The sequence below is a fragment of the Sphingomonas sp. OK281 genome (assembly GCF_900115295.1).
GTDB lineage: Bacteria > Pseudomonadota > Alphaproteobacteria > Sphingomonadales > Sphingomonadaceae > Sphingomonas.
The window spans coordinates 150,056-163,174 of the sequence record NZ_FOVZ01000003.1 but is presented as its reverse complement, the minus strand read 5'-3'; the positions used below and the strand labels follow the sequence as shown (position 1 = coordinate 163,174).

Here is a 13,119-nt window from a genome sequence, read left to right as displayed (position 1 = left end):
TCTTTTGCGGAGCGGACTGCGGAACGAGCATCGCGACGCCGTCTCTGGGGCATGCCTGTTGGCAACAGCGTGAGGTCGATTGTGGGATTACGTGATTTCGAGGACGCTGTGTCGGGCGACGATTCCGTTGCGGCGGCACGACACTGCGCACCGGGATGCTCGCCTTCAGGGCTCGTCCCGCCCGCTACGCGGCGATCGGCAGCTCCTGCGGACGGTCGGCGGCTGCTCGTGTCGATCCACGACGTTTCGCCCGCGTTTGCCGAGCCGATCGATCGGTTGGCGGATATGCTCGGGGATATCCTCGGCGGGCCGCGGTTCGCGATGCTCGTGGTGCCGGATCACTGGGGTGCGGCGCCGCTCGACCGGGCGCCCGCTTTCGCGCGTCGCCTGCGCCGCTGGGCCGATGCCGGCGTCGAGATGTTCCTCCACGGCTGGTTCCACCGCGATACGACCGATCACCAGAGCACGGCGGCGATGATGAAGTCCCGCTACATGACCGCGGGCGAAGGCGAGTTTCTCGGGCTCGGTGCGGACGAGGCGGAATACCGGATGCGCCGGGGCCGCGACGTGGTCGAGACCGCGATCGGCGGTCCGGTCGCGGGGTTCATCGCGCCGGCCTGGCTGTATGGGGCGGGCGCCAGGGCGGCGCTGAAGGCTTGCGATTTCGCGCTGGCGGAGGATCATTTCCGGGTCTGGCGGCCAGCGACCGACCAGATCGTCGCGCGTGGCCCCGTGGTCACCTGGGCCAGTCGATCGACCGCGCGGACGGCGAGTTCGCTCGCGGTCGCGGCGGCGGCGCGCGCATTGCCCGATTGGCTGCCGACGCTGCGAATCGCGGTCCACCCCGGCGACGTCACGAAGGAGTCGTTGATGACGAGTATCGAGCGAACCGTCCGGTCGCTGTCGGCCCGGCGCGCGGTCGGACGCTATGCCGATCTGCTGCCCGGGGGGGCGGCAGCGGCGTACGAGGGGAGTGCATCATGAAGATCGTCGATGTCTGCGCCTTCTACACCCCCAGCGGCGGCGGCGTGCGGACCTATGTCGACCGCAAGCTGGTCGCGGTCGCCGAGCGCGGTCACGAGATGGTCGTCGTCGCGCCCGGCGAGCATGACGGCGAGGAACGGCGCGGGCCGCATGCGCGAATCCGCTGGGTCCGCTCGCCACGCTTTCCGCTCGATCGCTCCTACCGGTACTTCGCGGACCGCCAGGAGCTGCACCGGGTGCTCGACGAGGAGGATGCCGACCTGGTCGAGGTCTCGTCGCCGTGGCGTAGCGCGTCGATGGTGGCGGACTGGCGTGAGACCCGGCAAGCGCGCGCCCGGCTGTCGTTGATCGCGCATGCCGATCCGCTGTCCGCCTATGCCTATCGCTGGTTCGAGGGCATCGCCTCGACGCAGGCGGTCGATCGCGCGTTCGACTGGTATTGGCGGCACCTGCGCCGCCTCGACAGCCGGTTCGACCTGGTGGTCAGCGCGAGCGACAGCCTGACCACGCGGTTGCGCGAAGGCGGGCTGCGCAAGGTGACGACCGATCCAATGGGGGTCGAGCCGGGGCAGTTCTCGCCGACCCTGCGCGATCCCGCGGCGCGGGCGGAGATGCTGGCGGTATGCGGCCTGCCGGAGGATGCGCTGTTGTTGATCGGCGTCGGGCGTCACGCGCCCGAGAAGCGCTGGCCGATGGTCGCGCAGGCGGCGACGCTGGCGGGCGCGCGGGCGCCGGTCGGGCTGGTGATCGTCGGCGGCGGCTCGCGACAGCGGCCGGTGATCGACGCGATCGACGGCAACCCGCATGTCCGGTTGCTCGAACCGACCACCGACCGGGCGGGACTGGCGCGGATGATGGCGAGCGCGGACGCATTGATCCACGGCTGCGAGGCGGAGACCTTCTGCTTCGTCGCCGCCGAAGCGATCGCCTCCGGCCTGCCGCTGATCGTGCCCGACCGCGGCGGCGCCGCCGACCTCGCCCGCAAGAATGATGGCGTCATGTACCGCGCGGGCGACGCCCCGGACGCCGCCGAAGCGATCTTGTCGGTGGCACGCGCGCGGTCGGCATCCCGGATCGCGCGCCCAGCCGGACTGCCGAAACGTGCACGGCCGGTTCGGACGATGGACGACCATTTCAATGCCCTGCTCGCGCTGTACGCCGGCGAGGGCGACGCTGGGAAGGACGCGGCATGTCGCTAAGCGCGATCTTCCCCTTGGCGGAGGTCGCCGATCCACCGTTCGATGCGCAGCCCGCCGTGCCACCGCGTGCGACATCCGGGCCGTGCGACTTCAGCGGCGACGGACGGATCGTCGACGCGCTGGCGGCAAAACGATCCGCCTGGACGTGCCCGGTCTTCTACCTGGCGATGCCAGCCTGGGCGCTGCTCACATTGTCCGCCACCGTCGTCCGGGCCTGGGGCTGGACGTTCGAGGCGCGACGCCGCGGCGAGCCCTGATCACCGCCACGCGGACCCGATGCCTCGATCGACATGACCGCACGCCATTGACGCTGGTCGTCCTCGCTGTCCCGCGATATGCGGACAGCCCGTCGATGCTGAACTAACCGACGGCGAGGCGACGCTTTTGCGGGGTGTGGAAGATTGGTAGCAGGTCGCGGTGCATGGAACGATGTAGCGCGGTCGTGGCGATACGTGCGCGCGGCGTCGATCATGGGCGCGGCAATGGGGGCGATCTGGTCGTCGCCCGTGCTCGCCGATCCGACGACGCCCCAGCGCGCGATCACGATCCCGGCGGGCACGTTGCGGTCGGCGCTGGATGCGCTCGCGCGGCAAACCGGCATATCGATCGGCATGGCGGGCGCTTTGCCCCATCTGCAGGTGAAACGGATCGATCGCGGGTCGGATACGGCCGACATCCTACGGCAATTGCTGCGCGGCACCGCGTTGCGCGCCGTGCGGCTCGACCAGACGACGTGGCGGATCGAACCGATACCCGTCGAGGCGCCGCGCGTGGCGATCCGTCCGACGCCACCGGCCGGTGCAGGCGACGATATCATCGTCATAGCGAGCAAGCGCGACGAGCGACTGTCCGATTTCACCAGCTCGATCAGCATCGAGGACGGGGCGACGCTCGATCGGCTGGCGCGGCGTCGCGGCCTGACCGACGTCATGGCGGCGACCGATAGCGCGTTTTCGACCAATCTGGGACCGGGTCGCGATCGCATATTCCTGCGCGGGGTCGCCGACAGCGCGTTCAACGGGACCAGCCAGTCGCTCGTCAGCCTGTTCCTGGACGACGTGCGGATCGGCTATGCGTCGCCCGATCCCGACCTGCGGCTGGTCGACGTCCAGCGCGTCGAGGTGCTGCGAGGACCACAGGGCACGCTATATGGCACCGGGGCGCTAGGCGGCGTCGTGCGTACCGTGACGGTGGCCCCCGATCTGACCCGGACATCGGGGGATATCGGCGTCGATGGGGTCGGCGTCGGCAATGGCGGCATCGGCGGCGCAGTCGAGGGGACCGTCAACGTGCCGATCGTCACGGGCGCCCTGGCCCTGCGCGTATCCGGCTGGGACGAGACGATGCCCGGCTGGATCGACGACACCGAGCGGAACCGCAGCAACGTCAATCGCACGCACCGCGTCGGCGGTCGCGCCGCGCTGCGCTGGATGATCGGCAAGGGGTGGTCGGCGACGTTGAGCGGCGTCGCGCAGCGGATCGACGCACGCGACAGTCAATATGCGACCAGCGGCCTGACCCGCGCGACCCGCATCGCCGAGCCGCAGGACAACGACTTCACATCGGGTGCACTCACCTTGCGAGGGCCGCTCGGCAAGCTCGACGTGCAGGCGACCACGGCGTATGTCGACCAGGAGTTCGGCAGCACGTACGACGCGAGCATCGTGGCGCCGTCGCTCGGCGTGTCGGCGCCGCTTGCCTATGTCGAGGATCGCTCCGCACAGCTCCTGTCGCAGGAGATCCGCCTGAGCGACCCGACGGCGCGCCATCCCTGGCTGATCGGCGCCACGATCCTGCATTCGACCAGCCGTCTGCAAGGCCGCTTCGTACCCGTGGACGGGATAGGCACGGTCGCCGCGCGACGGGACGAAGAGGACGTCACCGACGTCGCGCTGTTCGCCGAAGGAACGCAGCGCCTGAACAGCGCGCTCGATTTCAAGCTCGGCCTGCGCGGTTTCCTGACGTCGAGCCGGCTCGAGCAACAGGGCCCCGATCGCGAGGACGCGGACCAGCTGGGCGTCACGCCGAGCGCGACGCTGAGCTGGCATCGCGACGATCTCGGCCTGATCTGGTTGCGCTATGCCAGTGCGGTCCGGCCGGTCGCGATCAGCCGGACGGCCGCACCGAACGAGGCGCGCATTCCCGGCGACGAACTGCAAAGCCTCGAACTCGGCTGGCGTCTCCGCCTTGCCGGTGATCGGCTCAACCTGCACGGCGCCGTCTTCGGATCGACCTGGGAGCATCTTCGCAGCGATACCGTCGGGTCCGACGGACTGCTGGGAACCGTCGATGCGGGCAATGCGGTCAATTACGGCGTCGAGTTCGGTGGCGACTACACGGTGGCATCGACGGCGATCGAGTTCGGCGGGACATTGCAGCGCGCACGGCTGACGTCCGCGTCGTCCGCCACGAACCTCGATCGCGACGATCGACGGCTTCCCGTCGTCCCGGACATATCGGGGCATGTCGGGGCGACCCGCACGCTCATGCTGTTCAGGCTGCCGGCCTCGGTCTACGCGACCGCGCGCTACACCGGCCGTACCCGCCTGAGCTTCGATCCGTTGCTCGATCGGCCGGCAGGGCGGTACGCGACGGCGGATCTGGGGGGCGCGATCACGCATGGTGCGGCGCGCTGGTCGATCGACGTCACCAACCTGTTCGACAGTCGCGGCAACAGCTTCGGCTTCGGCAACCCCTTCACGCTCGCGACGACGACGCAGACCGTCCCGGTGCGGCCGAGGGCGGTCACGCTCGGCGTGCGGCTAGGGTTCTGATCGGGGCAAGGGCGACCAGCCCGGCCCAGGAGGAACGATCGCTGTCGCTTTGGGACCGAAAGCGATCACGCGGGGTTGTTGATCGTGCCGCCGCGCACCTTGCCTCGGTGGTACCGAAAGACCTGCGCATGCCGTTTCTCCGTCCGATCCATGTCTCGTGCTCAGCGCTCATGCTGCTATCCGCCTGTGCCGCGGGACCGCCGGCGGCTCGTGCCGACGCGATCGCAGCGACGCCGCCGTTCGTCGCCGAGCGATTTTTCGCCGGGCGGCTCGACGGGGTCGGTACGTTGAAGGTCGTGATGAGCGGCGCGACCACGACGCATGTCTCCAGCGTCGGCACGCTCGATGCCGACGGTACGCTCAACCTCGACCAACATATCGAGCAGCCGGGCAAACCCGCGCGCGACCGGCAATGGCGGATCCGGCCGCTGGGGAACGGCCGCTATACCGGGACGCTGACCGATGCATCCGGACCGGTGGCAGGCGACGTCGAGGGCAACCGACTGCACCTTGCATTCCCGATGTCCGGCGGGATGCGGGTAGACCAGTGGCTGACCTTGTCGCCGGATGGCCGGGTGGCGCAGAACCACATGATCGTCCGCAAGATCGGCATCGTCGTCGCGACGCTCGACGAAACCATCAGGAAATTACCGTGACGTAGCCTTGCCACGCGAACCATCGGAGGGCGCGCGCATATCGAAGCTCGGTAGCTTCGCAGCAGGTTCGAGGAGGTGATTTTCATCGTGCAACAGCGACACCGTCATCATGGTGTCGGTGGCTCCCTGAGTAGGATTCGAACCTACGGCCACTCGATTAACAGTCGAGAGCTCTACCGCTGAGCTATCAGGGAACGTTGCCGGAGGCGGCTCTATAAACGGCCGGTCGGACGATGCAAGCAGGTTTCGCCGCAAAAATGCAAAGTCCGCGATAAACCGCGTTCAGGCGACGAACTGTTCCATCGTGATGCGGTCGTCGAGCGCGTGCTCGGGATCGAACAGCAGCGTCAGTTCGCGGGCGCGGTCCATGCAGATGTCGACCTGCGCCACGTCGCGGATCTCGCGTTGGTCGGCGACTGCGGAGACGGGGCGCTTGCCGGGGTCGAGTACGCGGATGCGGATGCGCGCCTTGTCGGGCAGGATGGCACCACGCCAGCGGCGTGGGCGGAACGGGCTGATCGGAGTCAGTGCGACCATCCCCGAGCCGAGCGGCAGGATCGGGCCGTGTGCGGAGAGATTGTACGCGGTCGAGCCGGCCGGTGTCGCGACGAGGATGCCGTCGCAGGCGAGTTCGGCGAGGACGACGCGGTCGTTCACCGTCACTTCGAGATTGGCGGTCTGCCGCGTCTCGCGCAGGAACGAGACCTCGTTGATCGCGGGGAGGGTGTGCGTGCGGCCATCGACGCCGATCGCGGTCATGCTGAGGGGAATGACCTTGAAGGGTTTCGCGCGCTCCAGCCGGTCGGTGAGGCCGTGGTGGCGCCATTCGTTCATCAGGAAGCCGACGGTGCCGAGGTTCATTCCGAATACGGGGACGGGCGGCTTGCGGCGCTCCAGCATCGTATGCAGCGTCTGCAGCATGAACCCGTCGCCGCCGAGCGCGATGATGACGTCTGCATCTTCGACGGGCACCCACTCGCCCATGTCGGCGAGTTCCGCTTCGGCGGCACGAGCAGGCGGGGTGTTGGACGCGACCAGCGCCCGCCGCTCGTATCGGCTCATCCGCCGGTGACGCTCATGTGGCGCGCGACCGCCGGGCCTTCGCCCTGGCCGATGCGGAAGTCGTGCGCCTTGGGCTTGGCGAACAGGCCGGCGTCGATCGCCTCGTCGAGGCCGGCGGTGCCGCCTTCCCGCAGTGCCGCCTTCAGGTCGACCTGATCGTCATGGCCGAGGCACATGTAGAGCTTGCCCTCGGTGGTCAGGCGGACGCGGTTGCAGCCGTCGCAGAAATTGGCGGTCAGCGGCGAGATGAGGCCCAGGCGGGTCCTCGTGCCGTCGACGTTCCAGTAGCGCGCGGGGCCGCCGGTCTTGTGCGCGTCGCGGGCGAGCGTGAACTGTTGGCCGAGATCCTCGAAGACCTTGGTCAGGGGCAGGAAGCGATCGGTGCGGTCCTCGTCGATCGCGCCGAGCGGCATCGTCTCGATCAGCGACAGGTCAAACCCCTCGTCGCGGCACCAGGCGAGCATCGGCGCGATCTCGTCCTCGTTGAAGCCCTTCAGCGCGACCATGTTGATCTTGATCGCGAGGCCGGCGTCACGCGCGGCGTAGATGCCGTCGATCACCTGCGACACATCGCCGTGGCGGGTGATGTAGCGGAAGCGATCGGGATCGCGGCTGTCCATGCTGACGTTGACGCGACGGATACCGGCATCGACCATCGCCTCGGCATGCTGCGCGAGGCGCGTGCCGTTGGTGGTCATCGTGAGTTCTTCCAGGCCCGAGCCGATATTGTGGCCGAGACGCTGGACGAGTTCGGCGACGTCGCGACGCACCAGCGGTTCGCCACCCGAAAGGCGGATCTTGGTCACCCCGCGTGCGATGAAGCGCTCGGCGATGATCGCGATCTCTTCGAGGCTCAGCAACTTGCTGCGCGGCAGGAACGTCATCTTTTCGGACATGCAGTAGCGACAGCGCAGGTCGCAGCGATCGGTCACCGAAATCCGCAGATACTTGATCGTGCGACCATGCGTATCGCGCAGCGGTTTTTGCTCGAGGGTGGGCGCGATCGTCATCTGTTCCGAGCTAGGACGTGACTGTCCCACTAACAAGGCCGGATCGGCTGGTACTGGATTGGCGCGCGGCGATACGGCGGCTAGGCTCGCACCGATCGAGCGAGGTGCGACGGATATGGAAGACATGCAGATCGCAACGACGCTGTTCGCGGTATCGTTCCGTCAACGTGATGAGATCACGGAGATTTTAGCGAACGCAGGCGCCGGTGCAGGGTGGCAGGCGGCGGTCGCTGGCGACGCCGACGGATTGGAAAGCCGCTTCCTGGCAAGCGGTGCCGCAGTGGCATTGATCGATGCGCGCGGCGCCCTCGACGAGGGACTGTCGGCGACGCGCAGGCTGGGCGGGTTCGTTGCCACCAACGGTGCGGCATTGCTGGTGCTGGTGTCGCGCGGTGACGTCGAGGCGATCGGCGAATTCTTCGATGCGGGCGCGACCCAGTTCCTGGCCAGCCCGGCGAGCGAAGGCGAACTCGTTCAGGCATTGCGGTTCGCGGGGCGGCATGCCGCGCGTGCATCCGGCGGCGCGATCGACCGGCGCGGGATACCGGGTGCGTCGCAATATGACAGGGAGACCGGCGAAGCGCGGCGCTGGATCGTCGGGCGGATCGCCGAGGAGCGGCCGGTCGCGGTGGTGCTCGTCGCGCTGTCGCGGCTGGATATCGTCAACGCAGCGCATGGCCGACCCGCTGTCGACGGGCTGATCGAGGCTGCGGTGCTGCGCGCGGAAACGGTCGCGCGCGAAGCGATCGGCGTCGATGCGATGGTCGCGCGGCTCGGCGGGTCGGAGTTCGTGCTGGTGATCGAGGCGGCCGGGGCGGCGGTGACGGCGGCGATCACCGCGCTCGATGCCGCCCTCGCGCGGCCGTTCGCGGTGGCGGATACGCGCGCCGTGCTTGGCTGTCGCTTCGGGGTGGCACAGCGCCAGCCGGGCGACGATGCGGCGGCGTTGCTGCGCCGGGCGAGCGAGGCGCTGGCGGAAGCGAAGGCGAGCGACGGATCGGTGCTGCACGTCGCGCTGCCCGACGGCGTCGCGCCGATCGACGCGCTGGCGATCGACCTCCACCATGCGATCGAACGCGACGAGATCGACCTGCGCTGGCAGCCGCAGGTCGAGATCGCGAGCGGCAAGATCACGGGGGTCGAGGCGCTGGCGCGCTGGAGCCACCGGACGCTGGGACCGCTCGGCGCGGATACGTTGTTCGATGCCGCCGACCGGGCCGACCTGGGGATCGCGTTGTCGGACCATATCCAGCGGCTGGTGCTGGCGCGTGCGGTGGCGTGGCCGGAAGCGCTGGGGACGTTGCGGGTATCGCTGAACCTGACCGCGGCGGATATCACCCGGCCGGGGTTCGCCGCGCTGTTTCTCGCACGGATCGACGAGAGCGGGTTTCCGCGGGGAAGGCTGACGGTCGAGATCACCGAGACAGGATTGATCGAGGACCTCGCGGCGGCGTCGACGTTGCTGGCGGAATTGCGTGGAGCGGGGTGCCGGGTGGCGATCGACGACTTCGGCACGGGCTATTCGAGCCTTGCCTATCTGAAGTCGCTGCCGCTCGACTACGTCAAGATCGACAAGTCGCTGGTGCGCGATATCGACGGCAGTGCGCGGGACCGGGTGGTGGTCGCCGGCGCGATCACGATGGCGCGGTCGCTCGGCCTGGTCGTGGTCGGGGAGGGCGTGGAGACGCCGGCACAGTTGGAACTGCTCGCCGCTGCGGGGTGCAGCCTGTACCAGGGGTTCCTGATGTCCGAGGCGGTGACCGAGCCGGTCTTGCTCGAACTGATGACGCGGGAGTGATGCCAGAATGATGCGTGCCCTGATCCTGCCGGTCGCGATGCTCGTCGCCACCCCTGCCGTGGCGCAGACGCCAGCTGAAACCGCGATCCGCCAGGCGATGGGTGCGAGCGCGGCGGGCTGGAATGCGGGCGATCTCGCGCGGTTCATGGCGGTGTATGCGGACGATGCGGTGTTCGTGACGCCGAAGGGGCTGTTGCGCGGCAAGGCGGCGATCTCCGCCAAATACCGGCCGAGCTTTCGCGGTGACGGCAATGCGCGGGGTGCGCTCTCGTTCGCGTTCCTGGAGATGCGCGGGATCGATCCGCGTCACGCGATGCTGTTCGCGCGCTGGACGCTGACCGGGCCGTCGACCACCGAAAGCGGGATGACTACGCTGGTGTTCGAGCGGCGGGACAATGCGTGGCGGATCATTGCCGACCACAGCAGTTGACGGGTGCAGCGCGATCACGAGGACGATGCGATGACTAATGGGCTCGACCGCGCGACGGCGGCGCGATTTGCCGCGCTGACGCTGGGGCATCTGACCCGCGAATGGCCATACAAGCTCGACCAGGTCCTCGACGGGCCCGGCGACCTGGCGCTGCCGAAGACGCTGCATCCGGTGTTTTACGGCAGTTTCGACTGGCATAGCTGCGTGCACGGCTGGTGGCAGGTGATGCGCCTCGCGCGGCTGTATCCCGATATGCCGGAAGCCGCCGCTGTCGAGGCGCTGGCGGACCGGATGCTCGTCCCCGCACTGATCGCGGGCGAGGTGGCGTATCTCGAGCGGCCGGGCACGGCCGGGTTCGAGCGGCCTTATGGTTGGGGATGGCTGCTCGCGCTGCATGACGAGCTGGCGCAGCGACCGGAGCGGTCTTGGGCGGCGGCGGTAGAGCCATTGGCGCGCGCGTTCGCCGCGCGGTTTGCGGCGTATCTGCCCAAGCTGATCTATCCGGTGCGGAGCGGCAAGCATGACTGCACCGCATTCGCGCTCGTCCACGCGTTGCGCTGGGGGCGGACGCACGACGCGTCGTTGGTCGCCTTGATCGAGGCGCGCGCGCGGGACTGGTTTGGCGACGATCGCGACTGCCGCCCGTTCGAGCCGAGCGGGGAGGATTTTCTGTCCGCAACGCTGTGCGAGGCGGCGTTGATGAAGGACGTGCTGGCCGCCGAGTTCGCGCCGTGGCTGGCGGCGTTCCTGCCCGATCCGTTCGGTCCGGCGACTGCGTGCCTGCGCTCTCCCGCGATCGTCAGCGACCGATCCGACGGACGCCTCGCGCATCTCGACGGCGTGAACCTGTCGCGCGCGTGGTGCTGGCGGACGATCGCCGACGCGCTGCCTGATCCTGCCGCCGCGCGTGCGATCGCCGATGCGCACCTGGCCGAGGCGCTGCCGCATCTCGCGGACGACTACATGGGCGAGCATTGGCTGGCGACGTTCGCGCTGCTCGCGCTGGAGGCCGAATGAACTGAAGAGAAGGGGTGGCGCAGCGGACCCGGCAGCCTAAGGTCGCGTCATCGAACGAAAAGAGAGTGATGATGCAAAGACGCTTGCCGTTCCTGGCCTTGCTGGCCCTTTCCACGACCGCGCTGGCCCAGAATTCGGCTCCGCCTCCCGCCGCCGATCCGAACCAGTATCTCGAGGACATCCACGGCACGCGTGCGCTCGATACCGTCAAGCGGTGGAACACGCGGTCGCTTGCCGCGCTCGAAGCCAAGCCCGGCTATGCCCGCTACCGCCAGCGCGCGCTCGACCTGTTGCAGGCGGATCGCCAGATCGCGACGCCCGACCAGATCCTCGGCGATCAGGTGCTGAACCTGTGGCAGGACAAGACGAACGTGCGCGGCCTGTGGCGAGTCGCGTCGCTCGCGTCGTTCACCAGCGGCAAGCCGGTATGGCGGACGCTGATCGATGTCGATGCGCTCGGCAAGGCGGAGGGCAAGAGCTGGGTGTGGAAGGGCGCGATATGCCGCGCGCCGTCCTACGATCGCTGCATGGTCGAACTGTCGAACGGCGGCGGCGATGCGGTGGTCGAGCGCGAGTTCGATATTCCCTCGGGCAAGTTCGTGACCGACGGTTTCGTCGTGCCGAGCTTCAAGACCGGGCTGAACTGGGCCGGGCCTGACGCGCTGTATGTCGCGACCGATTTCGGGCCCGACAGCCTCACCAAGTCGGGCTATCCGCGGACCGTCAAGCGGTGGCAGCGCGGCACGCCGCTTGCCGCGGCAACGATCGTCACGAGCGCGACGCCGGACGATGTCGGGATCGAGACCGACGTCTTCACCGAAGGCGATCGCCGCTATGCGCTGGTCTCCCGCAACGTCGACTTCTTCCATTCCAGGCGCAGCCACATCGCCGATGACGGCCGGCTGGTGCCGTCGCCGCTGCCCGACGATGCGGTCGTGAATACCGTTCTCGACGGTCGCCTGATCGCGACGCTTGCGTCCGACTGGCGCGGCATTCCGAGCGGGTCGGTGATCGCGTATTCCATTGCCGGCGTGCTGGCAGGCCGCGCGCCGACGATCGAGCGCGTGCTGGTGCCGACCGCGACGCAGGCGGTGGAGCAGGTCGATTCGAGCAAGTCGGTCTTGTGGGTGAAGATGCTCGACGACGTCTCGGGCCGGCTCGTGTCGCTGACGCGCGGCGCGGACGGCGTCTGGACGCAAGGCGTCGCGGCGTTGCCGACCGCGTCGACGATCCATCTTGAGGCGACCGCAGGCAAGGACGACGTCGCCTTCGCGGTGGTCGAGAGCTTCCTCAGCCCGCCCGCGCTCTACGCCGTCCGTCCCGATGCCAAGCCGGTGACGGTCGACACGCTGCCCGCGCGCTTCGATGCATCGACGATGCAGGTGGAGCAGCGGTTCGCGACGTCGAAGGATGGCACGAAGATTCCGTATTTCCTGGTACGCAAGAAGGGCACGACCGGCCCGGTGCCTGCGCTGGTCCACGCTTATGGCGGGTTCCGCAATGCGCAGACGCCGACCTATCTGGTCGACCAGCCCTATCGCTCAGGGCCGGCTGGCCTGTTCTGGGTCGAGGAAGGCAACGCGTTCGTGCTCGCCAACATCCGTGGCGGCGGCGAATACGGTCCGCGCTGGCATCAGGCGACGCTGCGCGAGAACCGGCAAAAAGCGTATGACGATCTCCACGCGGTCGGCGACGATCTGGTGCGGACCGGCGTCAGCGCAAAACGGAAGATCGCGGTGTCGGGGCGGTCGAACGGCGGCTTGCTGGTCGGCGTCGCGATGGAGCAGCGTCCCGATCTATACGGCGCGATCGTGATGGGATCGCCGCTGCTCGACATGCAGCGCTATTCGCACCTGTCGGCGGGCGCATCGTGGATCGGCGAATATGGCGATCCGGACAAGCCCGCGGACTGGGCGTTCATCTCGCAATATTCGCCGTACCAGAATTTGAAGCGCGACGTGAAATACCCGACGCCGTTCATCTACACCTCGACCGAGGACGACCGCGTCCACCCCGGCCACGCGCGCAAATTCGCCGCGCGGCTGGAGGCATATGGCGACCCGTTCTTCTATTACGAGAACCCCGAAGGCGGCCACGCGGCAGGTGCCGACAAGATCGAGGACGCCAAGCGCGCCGCGCTCGTCACCGTCTATCTCAACACTCAACTCGGCACCGCTCCATAGCGCTGA

The 13,119-nt window shown here is 68.3% G+C and carries 11 protein-coding genes and 1 tRNA gene; 9 read left to right on the top strand and 3 right to left on the bottom strand.

Features of this window, described 5'->3' with window-relative positions:
- Positions 1 to 222: 222 nt before the first annotated feature.
- The 5 genes from BM244_RS12270 (at position 223) to BM244_RS12250 (ending at position 5,613) form a co-directional block, all read left to right on the top strand.
- Positions 223 to 984 (top strand): polysaccharide deacetylase family protein, encoded by a 762-nt coding sequence (locus tag BM244_RS12270; protein WP_254784450.1) that lies wholly within the window; start codon positions 223 to 225, stop codon positions 982 to 984.
- Positions 981 to 2,183, top strand: coding sequence for a glycosyltransferase (locus BM244_RS12265; protein ID WP_093399236.1), 1,203 nt, complete (start codon positions 981 to 983; stop codon positions 2,181 to 2,183). Before BM244_RS12270 ends, BM244_RS12265 begins: the two co-directional genes overlap by 4 nt.
- Complete coding sequence (locus BM244_RS12260; protein WP_093399235.1) at positions 2,174 to 2,440, top strand: hypothetical protein; 267 nt, start codon at positions 2,174 to 2,176, stop codon at positions 2,438 to 2,440. Before BM244_RS12265 ends, BM244_RS12260 begins: the two co-directional genes overlap by 10 nt.
- A gap of 144 nt (positions 2,441 to 2,584) precedes the next feature.
- The gene (locus BM244_RS23780; protein ID WP_175518193.1) at positions 2,585 to 4,957 is read left to right on the top strand and encodes a TonB-dependent receptor; all 2,373 of its coding nucleotides are present in this window, start codon (positions 2,585 to 2,587) and stop codon (positions 4,955 to 4,957) included.
- Positions 4,958 to 5,085: 128 nt separating this feature from the next.
- The gene (locus tag BM244_RS12250) at positions 5,086 to 5,613 is read left to right on the top strand and encodes a DUF3833 family protein (RefSeq protein ID WP_139226922.1); all 528 of its coding nucleotides are present in this window, start codon (positions 5,086 to 5,088) and stop codon (positions 5,611 to 5,613) included.
- A 119-nt stretch (positions 5,614 to 5,732) separates the two neighbouring features.
- Here BM244_RS12250 and BM244_RS12245 read toward each other — a convergent pair.
- The 3 genes from BM244_RS12245 to moaA form a co-directional block, all read right to left on the bottom strand.
- Positions 5,733 to 5,807: transfer RNA gene (locus tag BM244_RS12245), tRNA-Asn, on the bottom strand.
- An 88-nt stretch (positions 5,808 to 5,895) separates the two neighbouring features.
- Entirely contained in the window at positions 5,896 to 6,675 is a 780-nt protein-coding gene (locus BM244_RS12240; protein WP_056062860.1) for an NAD kinase, read from the bottom strand.
- Positions 6,672 to 7,685 (bottom strand): GTP 3',8-cyclase MoaA, encoded by a 1,014-nt coding sequence (gene moaA, locus BM244_RS12235; RefSeq protein WP_093399232.1) that lies wholly within the window; start codon positions 7,683 to 7,685, stop codon positions 6,672 to 6,674. Before moaA ends, BM244_RS12240 begins: the two co-directional genes overlap by 4 nt.
- A 124-nt stretch (positions 7,686 to 7,809) precedes the next feature.
- On the opposite strand from moaA, the gene BM244_RS12230 reads away from it, so the two are divergent.
- The 4 genes from BM244_RS12230 to BM244_RS12215 all read left to right on the top strand — a co-directional run bounded on the left by BM244_RS12230 (position 7,810) and on the right by BM244_RS12215 (position 13,113).
- Positions 7,810 to 9,483, top strand: a complete 1,674-nt coding sequence (locus BM244_RS12230; protein WP_254784422.1) for an EAL domain-containing response regulator — start codon at positions 7,810 to 7,812, stop codon at positions 9,481 to 9,483.
- A 7-nt stretch (positions 9,484 to 9,490) separates the two neighbouring features.
- Positions 9,491 to 9,913 (top strand): YybH family protein, encoded by a 423-nt coding sequence (locus BM244_RS12225; RefSeq protein ID WP_093399230.1) that lies wholly within the window; start codon positions 9,491 to 9,493, stop codon positions 9,911 to 9,913.
- 30 nt (positions 9,914 to 9,943) lie between these two features.
- Positions 9,944 to 10,930 carry a DUF2891 domain-containing protein gene (locus tag BM244_RS12220; protein WP_093399550.1) on the top strand — a complete coding sequence of 329 codons (987 nt, stop codon included), beginning with the start codon at positions 9,944 to 9,946 and terminating at the stop codon, positions 10,928 to 10,930.
- Between the two features lie 68 nt (positions 10,931 to 10,998).
- Entirely contained in the window at positions 10,999 to 13,113 is a 2,115-nt protein-coding gene (locus BM244_RS12215) for a prolyl oligopeptidase family serine peptidase (protein WP_254784421.1), read from the top strand.
- The last annotated feature ends 6 nt before the right edge of the window (positions 13,114 to 13,119 follow it).

Excerpts from the sequence above, each read along its gene's own strand:
- BM244_RS12265 (WP_093399236.1), top strand. The coding sequence starts at position 981 with ATGAAGATCGTCGATGTCTGCGCCTTCTACACCCCCAGCGGCGGCGGC.
- BM244_RS12260 (WP_093399235.1), top strand. The coding sequence starts at position 2,174 with ATGTCGCTAAGCGCGATCTTCCCCTTGGCGGAGGTCGCCGATCCACCG.
- BM244_RS12250 (WP_139226922.1), top strand. The coding sequence starts at position 5,086 with ATGCCGTTTCTCCGTCCGATCCATGTCTCGTGCTCAGCGCTCATGCTG.
- BM244_RS12240 (WP_056062860.1), bottom strand. The coding sequence starts at position 6,675 with ATGAGCCGATACGAGCGGCGGGCGCTGGTCGCGTCCAACACCCCGCCT.
- moaA (WP_093399232.1), bottom strand. The coding sequence starts at position 7,685 with ATGACGATCGCGCCCACCCTCGAGCAAAAACCGCTGCGCGATACGCAT.
- BM244_RS12230 (WP_254784422.1), top strand. The coding sequence starts at position 7,810 with ATGCAGATCGCAACGACGCTGTTCGCGGTATCGTTCCGTCAACGTGAT.
- BM244_RS12225 (WP_093399230.1), top strand. The coding sequence starts at position 9,491 with ATGATGCGTGCCCTGATCCTGCCGGTCGCGATGCTCGTCGCCACCCCT.
- BM244_RS12220 (WP_093399550.1), top strand. The coding sequence starts at position 9,944 with ATGACTAATGGGCTCGACCGCGCGACGGCGGCGCGATTTGCCGCGCTG.
- BM244_RS12215 (WP_254784421.1), top strand. The coding sequence starts at position 10,999 with ATGATGCAAAGACGCTTGCCGTTCCTGGCCTTGCTGGCCCTTTCCACG.